The organism is Streptomyces pseudovenezuelae, assembly GCF_029892565.1.
Lineage (GTDB): Bacteria > Actinomycetota > Actinomycetes > Streptomycetales > Streptomycetaceae > Streptomyces > Streptomyces pseudovenezuelae_A.
Genome location: NZ_JARXVH010000032.1, coordinates 45,162 through 65,067, shown reverse-complemented (window position 1 = coordinate 65,067; position 19,906 = coordinate 45,162). Strand labels below are relative to the sequence as shown.

The following is a 19,906-nucleotide window of genomic DNA, read 5'->3' as shown; positions in this document are numbered from 1 at the left end:
CCTCATGTCCTCGTGCACATCCTCGGGCGTCCTTGAAATATACCTTCGGGAATGTATTGTAAGCGGGCGGCTCGATGAGCAGAAGCGTCGGGCCGGTGTTGCTGTCTGTGTGAATGCATTCACTGGGGGTTCAGACCATGCATCAGCCTGCCGCCATACCGGAAACCAAACCGGTCGCCATCACATCCGCGCCCGTGCGCCCACCCGCACCAACACCCGTACGCCCACCCGCCCTCAGCTATCTCCAGCCCGTCCCCCGCCACATGGTGCACCGCGCCGCGATCGCCGAGGTCTTCCTCACCGACGCCGTCCGCACCGGCGAGCACAGCTTCCTCGTCGCCGCCCAGTGGCCGCGCGACCACGCCCTCTACTCGCCGGGGAGCGACGGGACGAGCGACCCGCTGCTGTTCATGGAGACCATCCGGCAGGCCCTGGTCTACCTCGCGCACGCCTACTACGACGTACCGCTCAGCCACCGCTTCATCGGCTTCGGGTCGGAGTTCCGGATCACCGACCCGGCCGCCCTGCGCATCGGTGGGGAGCCGGTGCCCGTGGTGCTTGAGGCGCAGTGGGTGTGGGTGGGGAACCGGCCGCCGAATCGATTCGGCATGCGGTTGGAGGTCGTCCTCACCGTGGGCGGACGGGCGTGCGGGCGCGGGGCGTTGCACGTCGTCGCCGTGGACGACAAGCGGTACGCGATGCTGCGCGGGCGGGGTGCCGCGCCGCGCGGCGCGGAGATGAGCGGGACTACGCGCTCGTCGCATCCTGCGAACGGCCGGCCCGTCGAGCGTGTCCACCCCGCCGCCGTAGGTCGCCTGCGCGCCAAGGACAGCGTGCTGGTACGCGAACGTGCCGACCGGCCCTGGCAGTTGCTCGTCGACGTGGAGCACCCGATCTTCTTCGACCACCCAAGTGACCATGTGCCGCTGATGGTTACCTTGGAGGGATTCCGGCAGCTCGGGCATCTGCTGCTGCACGCCGAGGTCGGCGCCCCGCCCGCCCCGAGTTCCCCGCACACCCTCCTCGGCATGGAGGTCGACTGCCTGGCCTTCGGTGAGTTGGACCAGCCGATCGACCTGGTGGTGGGGGAGCGGGAGACCGGTCCCGCAGGGGTGCGGCTGACGCTCGACGCCGTACAGGGCGGTACGGCGCTCGCGTCCTGCCGGGCCACCTGGGGTCCCGGCGCCGCTCACCGGGACGTACCGCTCAGCGCCTGACCGTCCGTCGGGAACGCGTCCCACAGATCGCGCACCCGCTCCGCGAGTCCGCGCCGGTCCGGGTCGGGCGCCGTGCAGTAGGCGCCCACCAGGATCACGATGGCGAGGTCGGCGAGGGGCGCGGTCGGTGGGCGCTCTCCCAGGGCCCGCAAGTCGGCCAGGAGCTTGGGGGGTTCGGGCGTCGAGTGGATCTCGTCCATCACCAGCCGCAGAGCCGCGTTGACCCGTACGTCCGACTCGATCCGTTCGGCCAGCGCGCAGGACAGGGTGCGCAGCCGGTCCCTGGCCGGCAGGTCTTCCGCCGCGGTCCGGGCGACCAGCTTGTCGACCACCTCGTCGAGATGAGTGGTCAGCGCCTGGGCCAACTGCTCCTTGGAAGCGAAGTGGCCGTACAGCGCGCCCTTGGTGAGGCCGGTGCGGTCCGCCACGTGCTGGAGGTTGGCGCGCGGATAGCCGTGCCGCAGGAACTCGGCTGCGGCGGCGTCGAGGACGAGTTCGTGGGTGCGGCGCGCGCGTGCCTGCTTCGCCATGGCTGCTGATCCCTTCGTCCCTGGTTCCCAAAAGAATACCTTCTTGAACGCACTTTTCTGTAGACGGGAGTTGCTCCATGTCCTCCAACAACGTCCCTCGCCCCACCGATCACGCCCCTCGCCTCACCGACGACGTCCTCCTCCTCGCCGCCGACCAAGCCCAACTAGCCGATCAGCAAAGACAGTTGAACGGCGAGGTCGTCACCGCGCTCACCTCCGCCGGTCTCGCCCGCCACTTCGTGCCCAGGCAGTGGGGCGGCAAGGAGGGCAGCTTCCTCGCGCTCCTCGAAGACATCGCGGTCGTCGGCGAGGCCTGCACGTCCGCCGCCTGGGTCGCCATGTTGTGGGCCGCGCACGGGAGGTTCGCCGCATCGCTCCCCGAGGAGGGGCAGCGGGAGCTGTGGGGCGGCTCGCCCGACGTGCGGATCGCCGCCGCGCTGGTGCCGCCGGCCGGGCGGGCCGAACCGGTCGACGGCGGCTGGCGGGTGACCGGGAGTTGGGCGTGCGTGAGCGGGGTCGAGCAGGCCGCGTGGGTGCTGGTCGCCGCTCCGGAGGCGTACGGGGACGGGGTGCGGGTGTGCGCCGTGCCGGGTGATGCCGTGGACGTCGAGGACACCTGGGACGCCACCGGGTTGCGCGGCACCGGGAGTCATACGGCCGTGGTGCGGGACGTCTTTGTCCCGCGGCGCCGGACCTTCCCGCTCGCCGAGTTGATGCGTGGGAGCGATGCCCAGGAGGCCGCCCGCTGCCACCGCGTGCCCGCTCACCTCCCCGGCGGGCTGATGTTCTGCGCCCCGGCGCTGGGTGCCGCCCGGCGGGCCGTGGCCGTGTGGTCCGAGTGGGCAGCGGCGAAGGGGCCCGGTGGACGCCCCAACCACGACAGCGCGGCGGTGCGCGAGACGCTCGCCGTGGCCTCGGCCCAAGTCGATGCGGCCGGGCTGCTGTTGGAGCGGGCGGCCCGCCGCGCCGACACCGAGCCCGTCACCGAGGCACTGGTCGCCGGCAATCGGCGGGACGCCGCCGTCGCTGCGCGGATGCTCGCCGAAGCCGTCGACCGGCTGTTCCGTACCGGCGGTGCGCACATCCGGGCCGGCGCGGGTGAACTGACCCGGCTGTGGCGGGATGTGCACACCGTCGCCTCGCACGGCGTGCTGCGGCTGGAACCGGTGGCCGGCGCCTACGCCTCCGCCGTGCTCGGGGCGGAGGCGGTGGACGCGGTGGTTGCGACGGAGGCCCGTACGAGTGCCGCCTCCCGCTCCAGGTAGAAGCCGATCTTCCAGTCCAGGTAGCGCAGCGTGGAGTCGTGCTCGCGGGCCTGCCTGCGCAGCAACTCCCGGTGGGCTTCGAGGAGTTCGCGGCGGGCGGCGATGGTCGAGTCGCCCGCGCGGTACAGCTCGACGTAGTGGTTCATGTGGGCCGGTGACATCCCGGTGCTGCGCAGGTGGTTGAGGAACTCCAGCCAGCGCAGGTGCAGCGGGCTGTACGCGCGCCCGCCGTAGGGGTCCTCCGCGGCGCCCTCGATCAGGCCCTGGTCCTCGTACCAGCGCAGGGTGTCGGCGTCGAGGCCGCTGATCCGGACGACGTCCTCCAGGGAGAAGGTCTCCGCGTGCGAAGTGACGTACGCGGTGGGGCGGTTGTCGTGGCTCGCGCTCGTGGTCGGGCCCGCGCTCGTGACAGGGGTCGTCGGCATGGTGATCGTGCTCCTTCGGGTCAGTGGCGCCAGGACGTGGCGGCGCGGTGCGGGGTCAGGGTCGGGCGGTGCCAGGTCGGTACGGGCCGGACGGGCGCGGGCTCCTCCGCGGCAGGCGACCGTCGGGCCAGTTCCAGCAGGACCGCGGTGGCGGCGGCCAGCTCCTCCGGGGTGGGGGTGCCCCGCACCACGCGCAGGACGAACTCCTCGGTCTTCGCGGCCTCTTCGGCCACGCCGGCCTCCTTGGTCCTGTCGCTCATGTCGGCTGGTTCCCGTGTTTGCGGGAGGGCAGGTCGCGGTGCTTGGTGCGGAGCATGGCGAGCGAGCGGATCAGCACGGCGCGGGTGTCGCGCAGGTCGATGACGTCGTCGACCAGGCCGCGCTCGGCCGCGTAATAGGGGTGCATCAGCTCCGACTTGTACTCCGCGATACGCCGGGCCCGGGCCGCCTCCGGATCGGCCGCGGCGGCGATCTCCCGCCGGAAGACCATGTTCGCGGCGCCCTCTGCGCCCATCACCGCGATCTCGTTGGTGGGCCAGGCAAGCGCCAGGTCGGCGCCGATCGAGCGGGAGTCCATGACGATGTACGCGCCGCCGTACGCCTTGCGCAGCACCAGCGAGATGCGCGGGACCGTCGCATTGCAGTACGCGTACAGGAGTTTGGCGCCGTGCCGGATGATGCCGGCGTGCTCCTGCCCCACCCCCGGCAGAAAGCCCGGCACGTCCACCAGCGTCACCAGCGGGATGTTGAAGCCGTCGCAGAACTGCACGAACCGCGCGCCCTTCTCGGACGCGGCGATGTCCAACACCCCTGCCGTCGCCGCCGGTTGGTTGGCGACCACACCGACGACGTGCCCGTCCAGCCGGGCCAGCCCGCACACCAGATTGGCCGCCCAGGAGGGCTGCACCTCGAAGAAGTCGCCGTCGTCGACGACTTCCTCGATCACCCGGTGGATGTCGTACGCCTGGTTCGGCTCGGCCGGCACCAGGTCCAGCAGCGCCTCGCAGCGCCGCTCCGGATCGTCAGACGGCGGTTCGTGGGGCGGGAGTTCGCGGTTGTTGGCGGGCAACAGCGACAGCAGATGCCGTACGTCCTCCAGGCAGGAGGCCTCGTCGTCGTACGCCCCCGCGGCCACCCCGGAGACGCCCGCGTGGACGTCGGCGCCGCCCAGCCCGTTGTGCGTGACCTGCTCGCCGGTCACCGCCTGGACGACGTCCGGGCCGGTGATGAACATCTGCGAGATGCCGCGGACCATGAAGACGAAGTCGGTGAGCGCGGGGGAGTAGGCCGCGCCGCCCGCACACGGGCCGAGCATCACGCTGAGCTGCGGGATCACGCCGGACGCGGCCACGTTGCGGGTGAAGATGCCGCCGTACCCGGCGAGCGCCGAGACGCCCTCCTGGATCCGGGCGCCGGCCCCGTCGTTGAGGCTGACCAGCGGGGCGCCGGCCGCCAGCGCGAGGTCCATCACCTTGTGGATCTTGGCGGCATGCGCCTCGCCGAGGGCACCGCCGAAGATACGGAAGTCATGGGCGTAGACGAAGACGGTACGGCCGTGGACCGTGCCCCAGCCGGTGACCACGCCGTCCGTGTAGGGCCGCCTGGCCTCCAGCCCGAAGCCGGTGGCGCGATGCCGGCGCAGCGGCTCGATCTCGCTGAACGAGCCCTGGTCCAGGAGGAGTTCGACGCGTTCGCGGGCCGTGAGCTTGCCGCGCGCGTGCTGCTGATCGCTCGCCCCCGGGGCCGGCCCCTCGTGCGCGAGCTGCCGTATCGACTCCAGTTCGGCGAGCCGGGAGTGGGTGGTCGGGGGTGGGGGTGTGGGTGGAGGCGGGGCGACGGTGCGTTCCTCGATGACGGTCATGGGCTCAGCATGCCGTATTTAAATTCCTTCGTGAAGGTTTTTTAACGCGACTTTGCCGGAGTAGGGCGGACCTGCGGACATACAGAAGCCCCGCGCCCCTTCAGGGGCGCGGGGAACTGCGCGACCAGCCACAACGAACTCGCAGCCGATCACCGGCCTCAAGCGAAGCGGCGAGGCGGCTAGGCCTTGCCGCCGGTCGACTTCGTCAGCCGCGGCAGCAGAACCGCCGTGCCCACGGCAGTGACGAGCAGCATCACCACGCTGATCACAAAGCTCGTGTCGAAGCCGTGCTGGAAGCGCGACGTGTCCGCGATCAGCGCGCCGAAGGCCGCCACCGCGATGCAACTGCCCACCTGCCGGAAGGTGTTGAGTACCGCGGCCGCCGTGCCCGCCCGCTCGCCGTCGATGTTCTCCAGGATCGCCGCCGTCAGCGACGGCACCGCGAGCCCGCCGCCCAGGCCGATCGGGACCAGCAGCAGCACCGGGATCAGGTACGAGGTGGAGGAGGTGACCGTGAGCATCAGCAGCGCACCGGCCGCCATCACCAGCTGCCCGATCGTCATCGGCACCCACGCGCCCTTGCGGGCCGCGAGCTTGACGCCCGCCATGTTGACGATGGAGATCAGCGCGCACATCGGGATGAACATCGCGCCGGTGCTGACCGGGGAGGCGCCGCGCACCTGCTGGAAGTACATGCCGAGCAGGAAGATGGCGCCGTAGAACACCGCGTTGATGGTGAAGCCGGCCGCCAGGCAGACCACGACCGTGCGGTTCTTGAAGATGCTCAGCGGCACCATCGGGTGCTCGCGGCGGGACTGCGTCAGGACGAACGTCACCGTCGCGACCGCCGACAGCGCCAGCGTGGCCAGCACGTCGGGGCTGCTCCAGCCCGCGCGGCCGCCCTCGATCACGGCGTACGTCAGACCGGCGAGCGAGGCCACCACCGACAGCTGGCCGAACAGGTCGACCGGCGCGGCACGGCGCGCGGAGGGGGCGATCCGGGTCAGCAGGGCGAGTCCGATCGCGCCCACCGGGAGGTTCAGGTAGAACACCGCCCGCCAGCTCAGCCCGCTGGTGAGCATGCCGCCGATGACCGGTCCGAAGGCGACCGCGACGGAACCCGCGGCCGTCCAGATCGCGATGGCCCGCGCCCGCTTGCCCGGGTCGGAGTAGGTCTGCCGGATCAGCGCGAGCGAGGCCGGCACCATCAGCGCGGCGGCCCCGCCCTGCACCATGCGGGCGCCGATCAGCGTGCCCAGGTTGGGCGCGATGCCGCAGGCCAGGGACGCCACGGTGAAGGCGGCCAACCCCCAGGCGTAGGCCCGGCTGGCGCCGATCCGGTCCGAGAAGGTGCCCGCGGACAGCATGAACGCGGCGAACATCAGGGTGTAGCCGTCGACGATCCACTGCAGGTCGGCCATCGAGCCGCGCAGGTCGTGGGAGATGGCGGGCAGTGCCACGTTGACGACCGAGCCGTCGAGGGAGATGACGAAGAAGGCGAGCAGAGCCGCCGCGAGGACGGTGGTGGGGGAGGAACTGCGCGGCGAGGCCGGTTCGCCGCCGGGTACGACCGGGGTCCGGTCGCTCCGGTCGGTCCGCGCGGACCGGGTCAGGATGGCCATGGGAACTCTCCTTGAAAGAGGCCGAGTTGGGGTGGGGGGAGCAGAAATAACAGGTGCGATGGGGGGAGGGGAGAGGGCGGTCAGACCTGGGCCGGCGCGGCTCGGCGGCGGCTGAGTTCGGCGAACTCGGGGTTCGTGCCGAGTACTCCGCCCTCGCCCCAGCGGTTCTGCGGGATCTCCTGGAGGTAGACGGTGATCTTGTCGAGGGGTGCGCCGATCACGCGGTGCACCGTGGCGGTGAGCTCCTCGATCAGCTCCTGGCACTTCTCGTCGGTCTGGTTCGGCCAGGTGGTCATGGTGAGGATGGGCATGGCGAAGCTCCTTGTGTCGTACGAGAGTTGAGGGTGCTGCGAGTCGAGGGGGCGGGCCGGGCTACAGGCCGGCCGAGGCTCCGCCGTCGAGGGTGATCGCGGCGCCGGCCACGTGCCGGGCGGCGGGGGAGAGCAGGAAGGCGGCGAGGCGGGCCACGTCGGCCGGCTCCGCGAGCGTGCCGAGCGGTGTCCGGTCGGCGACCTGGGCGCTGACCTCCTCGGCGGTGGCGCCGGTGCGGTCGCCGATGGCCTTGGCGATCTCGTCCCACAGCGGGGTGCGTACGGCGCCCGGGTCGAGCACGTTGACGCGGATCCCGGCGCGGCCGAGGTCCTTGGAGACGGACTTCGCGAAGGCGGCGACGGCCGCGTTGACCGCGCTGTTCACCGGGAAGAGCGGGTCGGGGTCCTTCCGGAAGACCCCGCTGACCAGCACGACCGAGCCGCCGCCGGCCGCGGTCAGGGGACCGGCCAGCGCCCGGACGAGCCGGACCGCGCCGAGCAGCTTGCCGTTGAACGTGGCCTGCCACATCGCGTCGGTCGTCTCGGCGAGCGGGGCCAGCGGACCGTCGCCCGCGGTGTGCACGAGCCCGTCCACCCGGCCGAGTTCGCCGACCAGGGCGTCGACGGTGGCGTCGACCTGAGCGGTGTCGTTGATGTCGGTCTCGTACGTCACGAGCCGGCCGGTACCGCCGGTGCGGGCGTCGATCTGGCGCCGGACGCGGTCCAGACGGGCCGCGTCCCGGCCGAGCAGGGCGACGGTGGCGTCGGAACGGGCGAGCTCCTCGACCACGGCGGCGCCCATACCGCCGGTTGCTCCGCTGACGACGATGACGGGGGTCTTCCGGACGGCCGGGTCGGCGGGGGAGGGGGCGGTGACGGTGTCCACGGGGTCCTCGAATCTCCGGGGCTGCGCCCCCAGTTGACGATGCGTCAGATCAACCCGGACGGTCCGAACGGAGCGGTTCCGGCCTGGTGATGAAGAAGGTAGCCGGGTTCGGGAGCTGCCGCAACCATCTAGTTGGTTTTCTGTGGCGCCGACCCCCGGGATCGCCCTCCTGGACGGCCTCCGACCAGCAGAAAGGGAGCCCGGAACAGCCCGAACTCCCTTACCGAAACCCTGTGTTACCGCGGGGCGCCCCGCCTCAGACCGAGCCCTGCAGCACGTTGTCGATGATCGAGTGACCGTGCGCCACCACGCTGGTCCGCAGCAGCGCCCACCCCGACTCCGTGTCCCCGTCCGGGCCGAGCATCAGCCGGCGCTGCTGGGGCACGATGAACGGCCAGGAGGCGATGCCGACCAGGATGATGAGGACGCGGGCCGCCGCCGACGGGTCGTCGATGCCCAGGGCGAGGCTGAGGGCGGCCGTCTTGTGGACGTAGTACGCCTCGCGTTCCTTCTCGTCCGGGATCGGGCCGGCCCCGTAGTGCAGTCCCTCCCAGGCCAGCAGGCGCACCAGGTCGGACCGGCGGTGGTAGTCGAAGACCTCGCCGACGTAGGAGCGCAGGCCCTCCTCCGTGGTCGGGATCGGCACGACCTCGGACATGTGGGCGTACACCTTGCTCATCACGGCCGCGAACAGGGCTTCCTTGTTGCCGAAGTAGGCATAGATCCGCTGCTTGTTGACGCCGGAGCGCTCGGCGATGCGGTCCACGCGCGCACCGGCGAGACCGTGCTCGGAGAACTCCGCCTGGGCGGCCTCCAGAAGCTTGGCGCGGGTCTGCTGTCCCTTGGGTGTCTCAGCCATGGGGCGAGCGTAGTCCACCGTGAAACCAACTGGATAGTTCTGAAAAACCAACTAGATGGTTGCGTTCTCGCCCGGACTCCTCTACGTTCTTCACATCGGCCCCGCCACACCGGCAGAAACCGGCAGGAAACCGTCATGAGCCGGTAGGAGCAAGCCCGTTGGAAGTCGGCAGGTACCGGCATCGGCGAAGGCGGCAGGCCTCTGCAAGCGAGAAGCGACCAGCGACAGCTGTATCCCCACCAAGGAGAAACGCATGTCAGCCACAGCGACCCCCCGCACCCTGCTGATCGTCGGCGACCGTTTCGTCGGGTTCGCCGCACAGGACGACGTCCTCACCGTCACGCAGTTCGTCGAGGAGATGCGCCTCGGCGTGTACTCCTGGGACACCCGGCCGATCCTGGTCCGCGCCGGACAGGGCGTCACCGTCGAGGAATGGGAGCTCGTCCGCGGCCAGGCCCAACTCCTCGGCCTAGCCGACCGGTTGGACCTCGACTACCGGGCGCCGGCGCTCGCCGGGAGCGGCGAGGCCCACAAACACCGAAGCTGCAACACCCTCATAGCCGACCTGCGGCGGGACGGCGAGGACCTGTTCTCCGCGACCCTGCGGGTGCACAACGACAACGAGCTGCTCATCGACCACCAGACCGGGGAGCACGTCCAGGGCATGGTCGCCGTCGAGGCCGCCCGCCAGATGTTCCTCGCGGTCAGCGAGCGCTACCACGCCTCCCGGTACCTGGACCGCTCGTACTACTACGTCATCGAGTCGCTGAACACCGACTTCGAGAACTTCCTCTTCCCGGTCGACGCCACCGTCGTCTACCACTCGCTCCGCGCCGAGACCGACGACCCGGACCGGCTCTCCTTCGCCGCGGAGATCTCCCTCCACCAGGCCGGCCGCCGCGCCTCGATCACCACGGTGACCTACACGGCCTTCGACAGCCCGGTCATCGAGGCCAAGGAGCACCGCCGGGCACGCCTCGCGGTCGAACACACGGTACGTACGGCGACGCAGGCGGCCGTGGCGGCGGGGGCCACGGCGGCGGGCGCGGGCACCAAGGCCGGACAGCCGGTGCTGGTCGGCGCCTGAGCGGGTCGAGCCGACCGCGCAACTCCCTTCGCAGACACGTCACTTCACCACGCACCACCCCCACGACCGGCATCACCCCTCACCCAAGGAGAACAACCATGTCCGCTTCCGCCGCCCTCATCACCGCCACCGAGCTCTTCGCCAAGCCCGAGCAGATCGACGCCGTCGCCGAGGCCTGGCAGGCGCACAACGACGCCGCCGGGTTCGCGGGCCGCATCCTCTACCGCGGTCTGGAGAGCAACTCCGTCCTCGAACTCGCCCCGCTGGAGGGCTTCGAGCGGATGGAGGAGCTGCGCGCCGACTGGTGGAAGCTGTGGGAGGCCGTCGGCCCGCTGGGCGAGGGCGACTTCCGCCGCCAGTTCCTGCAGTTCGTCGAGGCGCCCAAGCCGGCCGCGGGCGCGCTGCCCGACACCCGGTACGTGCAGATGCGGCACGTCGAGGTCGTGCCGCGGGTCTACCGGCAGTACCGCGCCTGGCGCGAGGAGACCATCTTCGACGTCGTCCGCACCTCCGAAGAGGTCGTCAGCTTCCAGGCGTTCCACTCGCTGGCCAGCACCGAGCCCGGCGTGATGTTCGTGTCCGGCTTCGACGCGGACCCGGCGAAGTACCTGGAGGCCTTCACCTCCCCGCGCTACCAGCAGATCGTCCGCGAGGCCGGCGACACCTACATCACCGGAGGCGACAACGGCCTGTACACCCGCATCTACGAGCGCTTCACCGCCTGATCCCGGCCCGGCTCAACCGGCTCCCCTCCTCCCACGGCCGGTCGCGGAACCCCCCTGTGCACCGAGGTGCATCGAGCAAGGCGTCCCGCGGCCGGCCGTTCGTATCGGCTTCGCACCGGCGAAGGAGCACCCGACATGACCATCGCACCCGACCTGACCACCGCGTCCGAGCGGGCCGTCGTCCCTGAGACGCCGGCCCCCGCGACCCCCATGACCCGCACCTACGACCTGAGCGTCACCACCCAGGGCCCCCTCTACCCGCCCAGCGAAATCGTCGACGCGAACGGTGACTTCGTCGTCGTCGGACGCGTCAACCGCCCCGGCCCGGACGGCGCCACCGTCTCCGAGTGGGGGAGTGCGGTGGTCTCCCCGGACAGTCCGCTGCCCCCGCTCGGCACCAACCTGCCCTACGACGTCGTCCGCGAGCTGGACTTCGCCGACCCGACCGGGCCGGACGCCCAAGTCCAGCTGTACACACTGCCGTTGCCGCTGCCCTGCAACAACTACCCGATGCTGTTCGCGCCGGAGCAGCGGCCGGACGCGCACGACGTGCGGCGACCGAGCTATCCGCTGCACGGCGCCCCCATCCCGGATCTGCGGGAGGAGGACGGGCCCAAGGTGCGCGAGCCCATCACGCTGGGCCAATGGGTCAAGGCCCGGGGCCAGTTGGAGGTGCATGTGCCGGCGCACCGGCGTGGCGCCGACTTCTCGTTCGCCTTCACCGGCCTGATCCCCGACAGCCTCTACACCGTGATGTCGCTGCGCGAGCACGACCTCGACCCGGCGGGCCCGACCCGCCCCGGCCCGCTCGGCGTGCCCAACGCGTTCATCAGCGACAGCAACGGCATGGCCCACTACCGCGCCACCCTGCCCAACCCCTTCCCGGCGCCCGGCACTCCGGGAGCCAACCGCGTGATCAACGTGGTCGTGCTGTGGATGAGCTACCAGCAGAACTACGGCGGCGCCATCGGCCACTTCGGCCTCGGCGGCGACATCCACGCCCAACTGAAGATGCGAGGCCCGAGCTTCGGCGAGTTCACGACGGGTCCGGCGAACTGACCTTTCCAGTCCAGTAGTTCATCGCCAACTCAGGAGAGACGCATGAACACCAGCACCTCGATCGGCATCATCGCCACCGGCTCCTACCTGCCCGCCACGGTCGTCGGCAACGAAGAGGTCGGCGCGGCGGCGGGGGTGACCGCCGAGTGGATCGAGCACAAGACCGGCATACGACGACGACACCGCGCCGCCCCGCACGAGGCCACCTCGGACCTCGCCGCCCGGGCCGCCCAACGGGCGCTTGAGCAGGCCGGACTGACGCCGGATCAGGTGTCGTACGTCGTCGTCGCCACCTCCACCCCCGACCACCCCCAACCCGCCACCGCGGCCATCGTCACCGACCTCATCGGCGCCCGCCGGGCCGCCGCCTTCGACGTCAACTCGGTATGCAGCGGCTTCATGTTCGCGCTCACAGCGGCGGACCGCATGCTGCGAGCGGACGCGGCCGACGCGGACCGCCCGGCCGTGCAAGGCCCGTATGCCCTGGTCATCGGTGCGGACGTCTACTCCCGCATCCTCGACACGGCCGACCGCAAGACGGCCATCCTGTTCGGTGACGGCGCCGGCGCGGTGGTCCTCGGTCCGGTGCCCGCCGGGACCGGCTCCCTCGTCACCAGCCTGACCACCCGGGGCGACCAGCACCGGCTGATCAGCGTGCCGGCGGGCGGCAGCAGGCGGCCGGCGTCGGCGGACACGCTGGCGGAGGGCGCGCACTGGTTCACGATGGACGGACGCGGCGTCCGCGGCTTCGTGCACGACAACCTGCCCGGCGCGATCCACGAGTTGCTGGCGAAGGCGGGCGTACCCGGCCGCGCGGTCCGGCACTTCGTCCCGCACCAGGCCAACGGCGTGATGCTCGCCGAGGTCTGGCCCGCCCTCGGCCTGGACGCGGCCCGCATGCACCTGGCCCTCGCCCTGCACGGCAACACGGGTGCCGCGTCCGTCCCGATCACCCTCGATCTGGCCCACCGGCGCGGCCTGTTCACGGAGGGCGACCTCACCGTCCTGTCGGCCTTCGGCGGCGGGATGTCGGTCGGCTCGGCCCTGCTGCGCTGGGCACCGACCCGGCACGCCCGCCCGGCCCGGGAACGCGTGTCCGCCCCGGTGCTGGTGGGGGCGCGCTAGCGGCAGCCGACCCCGACACAGACGAACATCCTAGAGGTGAGCGAAATGAGACAGCGCAGGGTGAGAAAAGACAAGACCGTCCCGGCCATGGCCAGAAGGACACCCGCCACAGCTCCACGGGCGAAGGCACCCCTTCTCCGTCTCGCGGGCGACAGCGAGGACGCCTGGTTGGAACCGCACATCTGCCGGAGCATCGACTGAAGCCGGCACACACGTCGAGGGACGGAGGAGAACACTCCCCGTCCCTCGACGCATGTCGCCGTACCCAGTCAGCCGTCAGCCCAGCGGCAGCGCACACCCTCCCGAGCACCCCTCGGAGTGCTCGTCCCGCCCCATCGACCAACAGGCCAGCGCACAGCCGGAGTTCGCGACCTTCACGACCTCGCCGACCGGCTGTGCGAGCCGCCGCGCAAGATGTTTCCGTACCGCCGGATCGTCGCCGACCCCCCGCGGATGCCCCACGCAGTCGAGCATCGGGAAGTCGGAGGGATGGTCGCCGTAGGCGAAGCAGTCGCGCGGGTCGACGCCGGGGTGTTCGGCGAGCAGTCGCAGGACCGCCGCCCGCTTGCCCTCGCCGATCACGGGCTCGGGGACCTCACCGGTGTAGTGGCCCTCGTGGACGACGGGCGAGGTGCACAGCACGTGCCGGGCGCCGACGCGTTCGGCGACCGGGTCGAGGCAGGGTGCGAAGGACCCGGAGACGAGGACGACCTCGGCGCCGGCGGCCCGGTGCCGGTCCAGCTCCGCCACGGTGGACGCGATGAAGAACCCGGGCGCCCGCGAGGCGAGGTCGAACCACTCGCGGCCGAGGGCGGTCATCGTGGCCGCGCTCTCCCCGGCGTAGGCGCGGTAGTAGGACCGGTTGACGGCCTCCCGCGGCGCCCCGGCGGCGGACTGCCGCCGCAGCTCCCCGGCGAGCTCCTCGTACCACCGCGCCCCGGCGCCCCCGTACCGGCGCACGCGCTGGAAGCGGGCGAACTCGAACATGCTCTTGCAGCTGATCAGCGTCTCGTCGACATCGCAGAAGACGAGATACGCGGGCCGGTGGACGCCACCCGCACCGGCGTCACCGCCGGCTCCGGCCCCCGTCCCCGCCCGTATGCCCGTCTCGGTACCTGCCACTACCGCCATCGCTCGGACCTCCCCCTCGACCATGAGCCCTTGACCGCGGGCTCTATAAAATTCCTTCGCGAAGGTATCAGGTGAGCGGTACCGGCCGGAAGCGCCCCGCGATCCGCACGTCCGCCTCGATGCGGTCGGCGGCGGTGCGCAGGGCGGGGAGGATGTCGTGGACGCACTCCTCGGCGGTGCGGCGGCTGCTGTGCAGGGCGACGTTCACGGCGGCCACGATCTGCCCGCCGCGCTCGCGCACCGGGACCGCGATCGACCGCAGGCCTTCCTCCAGCTCCCCGTCGACCAGGGCGTATCCGTCCGTCCGGATGCGGTCCAGCTCGGCCCGCAGCGCGTCGGGGTCGGTGCGGGTGTGCCGGGTCAGGGGGCGCAACTCGGGGAAGTGCGGGGCGGGTCGGCCGGCCAGGATGACCCGGCCCATCGAGGTGGCGTACGCGGGCAGGCGGGTGCCGATGGTGATGTTGACGCTCATGATGCGGCTGGTGGCGACACGGGCGGTGTACTGGATCTCGTCGCCGGTGAGGATCGCGAGGGACGCCGACTCGTGCACGTGCGCGGAGAGTTCGGCCAGGTGCGGGGTGGCGATCCCGGGCAGGGCGACGCGGGACAGCGGGGGATAGCCGAGGTTCAGGACGCGCGGGGTGAGGCGGAAGACGCGGTCCTCGGCGGTGATGTAGCCCAGGTGCTCGTAGGTGATGAGGGCGCGGCGGGCGGTGGCGCGGGCGAGGCCGGTGGTCTGGGCGACCTCGGTGAGGGTGAGGGCGGCGCGGCCCTCGCCGAAGGCCGTCAGGACGGTCAGTCCACGGGCGAGCGACTCGATGAACTCCCGCCCCAGTTCCTGCTTGGAGGCGCCGGTCCAGGTGGCCAGTCCGGAGGGAGCCGCCCCGGGGGCCGGCGCCGGTGCCGTGCGCAGTTCCTCCTGCATGTCCGCGACCGCCGCCCGCAGCCGTGGCAGCAGGGTGTCGCGCAGGGCGGCGGCGGTGTGCCGGCTGGTGTGGCTGACCACGCTGACCGCGCAGGCGATCCTGCCGGTGCGCGGGTCCCGTACCGGCATCGAGACCGCGACCAGGCCCGGCTCGATCAGCTCGTCGTCCAACGCCCAGCCGTCCGTGGCCGCTTGGGCCGCACGCCGCTCGAAGTCGGCCTCTCTGTCGGTGTGTTCGTGGGGCGGTACGGCCGGGAAGCCGCGGTCCCGCGGGTCCGTCGACCGGCGCGCGCGCCAGGCCCGCCACTCCCGTGCCGTCCACTCCGTCGCGAACAGCGGGCCCGGCGCGGTGCGTTCGGCCGGCAGCAGGTCGCCGATGCGGAAGCTGAGGGACATCGCGCGGCGGCGGGTGGCCTGGTGGATGAAGCGGATGCCGTCGCGGTCGGCGACCGCCAGGGACACCGACTCGTCCAGCTCGTCGGCGAGGGCGTCGGCGCGCGCGTCGAGCAGCGCGGGCAGGCGCAGGGCGGAGAGATAGGCGTTGCCCAGTTCCATCAGGCGGGGGGTGAGGATCGCGTCGCGGCCGTCGAGGCGGACGTATCCCATGCGCGCGAGGGTGGCGGTGATCCGGTCGACCGTGGACCGGGCGAGCCCGGTGGCCCGCTCAAGACCGCTCGGGCTGACCGTCCCGCCGGCCTCGGTCAGCTCCCGCAGCACGGCGATCCCCCTGATCAGGGGCGTGACCGCCTCTGCCGGCACGGCGGAAGCATCGGCAAGGGCGTCCAACGTGCGGTTCGCGGCCATCACATCTCCGGTACGGCAATCAGGGCAGGCCTACCGTAATGCGCCCACCCGTCCGCTCACCGGCGGGTGACCCGTACCCGGTAGTCCCCGGCGAGATCCGCCCCCGCCACCGTGATCCGGATTCCGTGCCGCGGGTCCTTGAAGGTCTCGCCCGGGGTGAAGGGGGCGTCGGAGAGTTCGGCGTTCACGTTGGGGCCGCGGGTGCAACCGCCGCTGTCGCGCCGGGAGTCGTAGACCGTGACCGGGCCCATGCCGGTGTCGACGTCGGCGTCGACCTTGTAGACGAGGACGCCCGGCCGGCAGACGGCCTCGTCGTTGCCCTCGCGGGTGCGCAGCTCCAGGGCGTAGCCGGTGCGGGTGCCGGTCGGGACGAAGATCAGCTTCGCGCCGCCAGGGCGGGCCAGCGGGGTCAGGGTGTACTCGGCCGTGCCGCGGCTCGCCGCGCAGCCGACCTGCGAGGCGTCCAGCCAGCCCAGCTTCCACTTGTGCCAGCCCAGGAAGTCGTTGTTGGCGCCCCAGTCCTCGCTCATGATGTCCCAGTGCCCGACCGAGCCGCCGCCCTCCTGGGTGTAGAGGTCGGGCAGGCCGAAGACATGGCCGTTCTCGTGCGGGAGCACCCGGTAGCCGGTCTGCGCGTAGGAGCCGGAGCCGTCGTCCTGGCGGGAGTAGACGAAGGAGGCGTTCGCCACGGGGACGCCGTCGGCGACGGGGGCGTCCATGTTGCCCGCGAACGTCACCGACAGGACCGTGTCCAGCGCGGAAGGGCCCGCGGTCGGGGTGACCAGCACGTTCAGGAAGTCGTACGAGCGGAAGTCGACGTCGGGATCGGCGGCGGACACGATGTCCTGGACCAGGTCGCGGTAGCCGGGGTCGAAGGGCGCGCCGCGCTCTATGCCGTACGCCTTGAAGGACTTGGGCATGCGCAGCCAGTGCGTGATCGGGGTCTCGGGGCGGTAGTCGAGGCGGCCGTAGGAGGCGGTACGGAACCACTCCTGGGTCTGCGGGAAGAACTCGTGGAAGCGGTCGAGCGCGCTGCCTTTGCCGGGCGCGTCGGAGAAGTCGACCATCAGGGTCAGGGCGCGGACCGTGCCGGTGGAGCGGGAGTAGCCGCCGGGGGTCGGCACCCCCTCCGACATCTGGACGGCGTGGCCGCCGCTGATCATGCAGGGGCCGAACGCGGCGGAGCGGGCCAGGGCGATCGGGCCGGCGCCGGCCGTCGTGGAGCCGGCCGTGAGGTGCCCGGTGCCGGCCGAGGTGCTGAGGGCGAGGGTCAGCGCGGTCACCGACGCGAGGGCGGCCACGCGGCGCGCGGATATCCGACGGCGGAGCGGCTGGGGTCGCTCAGGCGGCATGCACGGGCCCTTCGTCCATGGCAGCCGCCGGTCTCTGGCTGCGCCCTTTCGATCACCCTGGGTCGCGGGCTGCGAGGGCGCGCGCTGGAGGAGCCCGAACGGTGGGTTCCGGCGGGCGAGGCTGTGACTCAGGTCACAGGAAGTCTTCGTCAGGTCGGGAAATAACCGGGGATCGTTTCCCCGTTTAATCAGGCGTCCGAGCGAAACGGGGACTGCTTCCCCGGATCCCGGGATCCGGCCTCAGGACCTGATCGCAGAACCCATCGACTCAAGGAGTACGCCGTGACCGCCATGACGACCGCGAGCCCCGTGCAGCGCAAGGTGCCCCGGCCGCGTGCCGACGCCCTGCGCAACCGGGAGCGGATCGTCAGCGCCGCCCGCGAGATGTTCACGGAGTTCGGCCCCGATGTGCCGCTCGACGAGATCGCCCGCAGGGCAGGCGTGGGCAACGCCACGGTGTACCGCAACTTCCCCGACCGCGACGCGCTGGTACGCGAGGTCGTCTGTTCCGTCATGGACCGGACGAACGAGGCGGCCGAGGTGGCGCTCGCGGAGAACGGGGACGCCTTCGAGGCGCTGGAGCGCTTCGTGCACACGGCCGCCGACGAGCGGGTCACCGCGCTGTGCCCGATGATCTCCAGCACCTTCGACCAGCACCACCCGGACCTGGTGGACGCACGCGATCGGTGCGAGGAGCTGATCGGGGAGATCATGGGCCGCGCAAAGGCGGCCGGTCAGCTCCGTACCGATGTGGACGTCGGCGACATCATGATGGCCGTCGCCCAGCTCAGCCGGCCCCTGGCCGGTACGGCGTGCTTCAGCGTGGACCGCTTCGTCCACCGCCATCTCCAGCTGTTCCTGGACGGACTGCGGGCCCCGGCCCCCTCCGTGCTGCCGGGCGCGGCGATGACCATGGAGGACCTGCGCAAGGTCTGACGACGAGAGAACCGATTAGTCAGGAGCTACGGGGGAGTCTCAACAGCCTCAGAACGTTCTCAACACCTTCAGAACCGACTCAGTGCCGCGCCGCACGTTCCACAGCGCGTCCGACACTCCACCGGCCGTCAATGACGACGGGCCGTTCAGGATCACATTCTTCTTTTCCGTCTTTTTCCGTCCCGAAGTACCGAAGTGGGTACCCCCATGTCTGAAACAGCCACAAAGGCTAACGGTGTGCCGGCCACGTCCGGCGACGCCAACCGCTGGAAAGCGCTCGTCTTCATCGCGCTCGCCCAGCTGATGGTCGTGCTCGACGCGACCATCGTGAACATCGCCCTGCCCTCCGCCCAGCAGGACCTGGGCATATCCGACGGCAACCGGCAGTGGGTCGTCACGGCCTACGCCCTCGCCTTCGGCGGGCTCCTCCTCTTCGGCGGCCGGATCGCCGACCTCTGGGGCCGCAAGCGCGCCTTCGTCGTCGGTCTGACCGGTTTCGCCCTGGCCTCCGCGCTCGGCGGCGCCGCCACCAGCGGCGCCATGATGTTCGGCGCCCGTGCCCTCCAGGGTGCCTTCGGCGCCCTGCTCGCCCCGGCCGCGCTCTCCCTGCTCGCCGTGATGTTCACGGACGCCAAGGAGCGCGCCAAGGCCTTCGGCATCTACGGTGCGATCGCCGGTGGCGGTGGCGCCGTCGGCTTCATCCTCGGCGGTGTGCTGACCGAGTACCTGGACTGGCGCTGGACGTTCTTCGTGAACATCCCGTTCGCGATCGTCGCCGCGCTCGGCGCGTACTTCGTCATCCGTGAGCCCGAGGGCGGCCGCAACCGCAACCCGCTCGACATCCCGGGCGTGCTCCTGTCCACCCTCGGTCTGGTCTCGCTGGTCTACGGCTTCACCCGCGCCGAGTCCGACGGCTGGGGCGACTCCTCGACCATCGGCCTGTTCATCGCGTCCGCGGTCCTGCTGATCTCGTTCGTGATCGTCGAGTCCAAGGTCAAGGCCCCGCTGCTGCCGCTGCGCGTGATCACCGACCGCAACCGCGGCGGTATCTACCTCTCGCTCGGCATCGCCATCATCGCGATGTTCGGCACCTTCCTGTTCCTGACCTACTACCTGCAGGTCGTGAAGGGCTTCTCGCCGATCGAGACCGGCTTCGCCTTCCTGCCGATGATCGTCGGCATGATGATCGGATCCACCCAGATCGGCACCCGCCTGATGACCCGCCTGCCGGCCCGTCTGCTGATGGGCCCCGGCTTCCTGGTCGCCGCGGTCGGCATGCTGCTGATGACCCAGCTGGAGATCGGCTCGTCGTACGCCTCGATCATCCTGCCCGGCATGCTGCTGCTCGGTCTCGGCATGGGTACGGCGTTCATGCCCGCCATGTCCCTGGCCACCCTGGGCGTCGAGCCCCGGGACGCCGGTGTCGCCTCCGCGATGGTGAACACCTCGCAGCAGGTGGGCGGCGCGATCGGCACGGCCCTGCTGAACACGATCGCCGCGTCCGCGACGACCGCGTACATCAAGGACCACATCGCCGGTGCCGGTTCGTCCAAGACCCAGCAGCAGCTCGTCGCGCTGCAGGGCCAGGTGCACGGCTACACCAACGCCATCTGGTTCGCCGTCGGCATGCTGGTGCTGGCCGCGGTGATCGTCTCGGTGCTGGTCACCGCCGGCAAGCAGGGCGGCGGCCCGGTCGCCACCGGTGACGCCGTCGAGGACGAGCTGGCGGTACCGGTGATCGCCCACTGACGGCCGCCTAGGTACCCCTTCGGAAAAACTCGTACGT

19 protein-coding genes are annotated in these 19,906 nt (G+C 71.2%); 8 read left to right on the top strand and 11 right to left on the bottom strand.

Translation table 11 applies throughout. From position 1 onward, the window contains the following. Positions 1-194: 194 nt before the first annotated feature. Entirely contained in the window at positions 195-1,217 is a 1,023-nt protein-coding gene (locus tag M2283_RS48260; protein WP_280882987.1) for a ScbA/BarX family gamma-butyrolactone biosynthesis protein, read from the top strand. Here the strand turns inward: M2283_RS48260 and M2283_RS48255 are convergent. Beyond that, positions 1,190-1,747 carry a helix-turn-helix domain-containing protein gene (locus M2283_RS48255; protein ID WP_280882986.1) on the bottom strand — a complete coding sequence of 186 codons (558 nt, stop codon included), beginning with the start codon at positions 1,745-1,747 and terminating at the stop codon, positions 1,190-1,192. The genes M2283_RS48260 and M2283_RS48255 overlap by 28 nt on opposite strands. Before the next feature lie 77 nt (positions 1,748-1,824). Here M2283_RS48255 and M2283_RS48250 point away from each other — a divergent pair, with 77 nt between their 5' ends. Continuing rightward, positions 1,825-3,012, top strand: a complete 1,188-nt coding sequence (locus M2283_RS48250; protein WP_280882985.1) for an acyl-CoA dehydrogenase family protein — start codon at positions 1,825-1,827, stop codon at positions 3,010-3,012. Here M2283_RS48250 and M2283_RS48245 read toward each other — a convergent pair. The 7 genes from M2283_RS48245 to M2283_RS48215 form a co-directional block, all read right to left on the bottom strand. Then, positions 2,925-3,437, bottom strand: a complete 513-nt coding sequence (locus tag M2283_RS48245; RefSeq protein WP_280882984.1) for a MerR family transcriptional regulator — start codon at positions 3,435-3,437, stop codon at positions 2,925-2,927. The two genes, M2283_RS48250 and M2283_RS48245, sit on opposite strands and share 88 nt — an antisense overlap. Before the next feature lie 20 nt (positions 3,438-3,457). Beyond that, the gene (locus M2283_RS48240; protein WP_280882983.1) at positions 3,458-3,697 is read right to left on the bottom strand and encodes an acyl-CoA carboxylase subunit epsilon; all 240 of its coding nucleotides are present in this window, start codon (positions 3,695-3,697) and stop codon (positions 3,458-3,460) included. Further along, on the bottom strand, positions 3,694-5,298 hold the full coding sequence (locus M2283_RS48235; protein ID WP_280882982.1) for an acyl-CoA carboxylase subunit beta: 1,605 nt from the start codon (positions 5,296-5,298) through the stop codon (positions 3,694-3,696). The genes M2283_RS48240 and M2283_RS48235 overlap by 4 nt, the downstream gene beginning before the upstream one ends. Before the next feature lie 179 nt (positions 5,299-5,477). Further along, entirely contained in the window at positions 5,478-6,920 is a 1,443-nt protein-coding gene (locus M2283_RS48230; RefSeq protein ID WP_280882981.1) for an MFS transporter, read from the bottom strand. Positions 6,921-7,000: 80 nt separating this feature from the next. Further along, positions 7,001-7,231 carry a tautomerase family protein gene (locus M2283_RS48225; protein ID WP_280882980.1) on the bottom strand — a complete coding sequence of 77 codons (231 nt, stop codon included), beginning with the start codon at positions 7,229-7,231 and terminating at the stop codon, positions 7,001-7,003. 61 nt (positions 7,232-7,292) lie between these two features. Further along, entirely contained in the window at positions 7,293-8,117 is an 825-nt protein-coding gene (locus M2283_RS48220) for an SDR family NAD(P)-dependent oxidoreductase (RefSeq protein ID WP_280882979.1), read from the bottom strand. 256 nt (positions 8,118-8,373) lie between these two features. Beyond that, entirely contained in the window at positions 8,374-8,976 is a 603-nt protein-coding gene (locus M2283_RS48215) for a TetR/AcrR family transcriptional regulator (protein WP_280882978.1), read from the bottom strand. Between the two features lie 253 nt (positions 8,977-9,229). Between M2283_RS48215 and M2283_RS48210 the strand changes: the two genes are divergently transcribed. The 4 genes from M2283_RS48210 (at position 9,230) to M2283_RS48195 (ending at position 12,972) form a co-directional block, all read left to right on the top strand. After that, on the top strand, positions 9,230-10,063 hold the full coding sequence (locus M2283_RS48210; RefSeq protein ID WP_280882977.1) for an AfsA-related hotdog domain-containing protein: 834 nt from the start codon (positions 9,230-9,232) through the stop codon (positions 10,061-10,063). Between the two features lie 98 nt (positions 10,064-10,161). Then, on the top strand, positions 10,162-10,788 hold the full coding sequence (locus M2283_RS48205; protein WP_280882976.1) for a hypothetical protein: 627 nt from the start codon (positions 10,162-10,164) through the stop codon (positions 10,786-10,788). A gap of 135 nt (positions 10,789-10,923) precedes the next feature. Continuing rightward, complete coding sequence (locus M2283_RS48200) at positions 10,924-11,847, top strand: hypothetical protein (RefSeq protein WP_280882975.1); 924 nt, start codon at positions 10,924-10,926, stop codon at positions 11,845-11,847. A gap of 42 nt (positions 11,848-11,889) precedes the next feature. Then, positions 11,890-12,972, top strand: a complete 1,083-nt coding sequence (locus M2283_RS48195) for a 3-oxoacyl-ACP synthase III family protein (protein WP_280882974.1) — start codon at positions 11,890-11,892, stop codon at positions 12,970-12,972. Between the two features lie 276 nt (positions 12,973-13,248). Here M2283_RS48195 and M2283_RS48190 read toward each other — a convergent pair whose 3' ends face one another. The 3 genes from M2283_RS48190 to M2283_RS48180 all read right to left on the bottom strand — a co-directional run bounded on the left by M2283_RS48190 (position 13,249) and on the right by M2283_RS48180 (position 17,184). Further along, positions 13,249-14,103, bottom strand: a complete 855-nt coding sequence (locus M2283_RS48190) for an HAD family hydrolase (protein WP_280882973.1) — start codon at positions 14,101-14,103, stop codon at positions 13,249-13,251. A 67-nt stretch (positions 14,104-14,170) separates the two neighbouring features. Next, a complete protein-coding gene (locus tag M2283_RS48185; RefSeq protein WP_280882972.1) occupies positions 14,171-15,832 on the bottom strand; it encodes an IclR family transcriptional regulator domain-containing protein in 1,662 nt (553 codons plus the stop codon). A gap of 56 nt (positions 15,833-15,888) precedes the next feature. Then, positions 15,889-17,184 (bottom strand): M6 family metalloprotease domain-containing protein, encoded by a 1,296-nt coding sequence (locus M2283_RS48180; protein ID WP_280882971.1) that lies wholly within the window; start codon positions 17,182-17,184, stop codon positions 15,889-15,891. Positions 17,185-17,475: 291 nt separating this feature from the next. Here M2283_RS48180 and M2283_RS48175 point away from each other — a divergent pair, with 291 nt between their 5' ends. Both M2283_RS48175 and M2283_RS48170 read left to right on the top strand, forming a co-directional pair. Further along, positions 17,476-18,120, top strand: a complete 645-nt coding sequence (locus M2283_RS48175) for a TetR/AcrR family transcriptional regulator (protein ID WP_280883000.1) — start codon at positions 17,476-17,478, stop codon at positions 18,118-18,120. 207 nt (positions 18,121-18,327) lie between these two features. Then, on the top strand, positions 18,328-19,869 hold the full coding sequence (locus tag M2283_RS48170) for an MFS transporter (RefSeq protein ID WP_280882970.1): 1,542 nt from the start codon (positions 18,328-18,330) through the stop codon (positions 19,867-19,869). Positions 19,870-19,906 lie beyond the last annotated feature (37 nt).

Excerpts from the sequence above, each read along its gene's own strand:
- M2283_RS48255 (WP_280882986.1), bottom strand. The coding sequence starts at position 1,747 with ATGGCGAAGCAGGCACGCGCGCGCCGCACCCACGAACTCGTCCTCGAC.
- M2283_RS48250 (WP_280882985.1), top strand. The coding sequence starts at position 1,825 with ATGTCCTCCAACAACGTCCCTCGCCCCACCGATCACGCCCCTCGCCTC.
- M2283_RS48245 (WP_280882984.1), bottom strand. The coding sequence starts at position 3,437 with ATGCCGACGACCCCTGTCACGAGCGCGGGCCCGACCACGAGCGCGAGC.
- M2283_RS48240 (WP_280882983.1), bottom strand. The coding sequence starts at position 3,697 with ATGAGCGACAGGACCAAGGAGGCCGGCGTGGCCGAAGAGGCCGCGAAG.
- M2283_RS48235 (WP_280882982.1), bottom strand. The coding sequence starts at position 5,298 with ATGACCGTCATCGAGGAACGCACCGTCGCCCCGCCTCCACCCACACCC.
- M2283_RS48230 (WP_280882981.1), bottom strand. The coding sequence starts at position 6,920 with ATGGCCATCCTGACCCGGTCCGCGCGGACCGACCGGAGCGACCGGACC.
- M2283_RS48225 (WP_280882980.1), bottom strand. The coding sequence starts at position 7,231 with ATGCCCATCCTCACCATGACCACCTGGCCGAACCAGACCGACGAGAAG.
- M2283_RS48215 (WP_280882978.1), bottom strand. The coding sequence starts at position 8,976 with ATGGCTGAGACACCCAAGGGACAGCAGACCCGCGCCAAGCTTCTGGAG.
- M2283_RS48210 (WP_280882977.1), top strand. The coding sequence starts at position 9,230 with ATGTCAGCCACAGCGACCCCCCGCACCCTGCTGATCGTCGGCGACCGT.
- M2283_RS48205 (WP_280882976.1), top strand. The coding sequence starts at position 10,162 with ATGTCCGCTTCCGCCGCCCTCATCACCGCCACCGAGCTCTTCGCCAAG.
- M2283_RS48200 (WP_280882975.1), top strand. The coding sequence starts at position 10,924 with ATGACCATCGCACCCGACCTGACCACCGCGTCCGAGCGGGCCGTCGTC.
- M2283_RS48195 (WP_280882974.1), top strand. The coding sequence starts at position 11,890 with ATGAACACCAGCACCTCGATCGGCATCATCGCCACCGGCTCCTACCTG.
- M2283_RS48190 (WP_280882973.1), bottom strand. The coding sequence starts at position 14,103 with ATGGCGGTAGTGGCAGGTACCGAGACGGGCATACGGGCGGGGACGGGG.
- M2283_RS48185 (WP_280882972.1), bottom strand. The coding sequence starts at position 15,832 with ATGGCCGCGAACCGCACGTTGGACGCCCTTGCCGATGCTTCCGCCGTG.
- M2283_RS48180 (WP_280882971.1), bottom strand. The coding sequence starts at position 17,184 with ATGCCGCCTGAGCGACCCCAGCCGCTCCGCCGTCGGATATCCGCGCGC.
- M2283_RS48175 (WP_280883000.1), top strand. The coding sequence starts at position 17,476 with ATGACGACCGCGAGCCCCGTGCAGCGCAAGGTGCCCCGGCCGCGTGCC.
- M2283_RS48170 (WP_280882970.1), top strand. The coding sequence starts at position 18,328 with ATGTCTGAAACAGCCACAAAGGCTAACGGTGTGCCGGCCACGTCCGGC.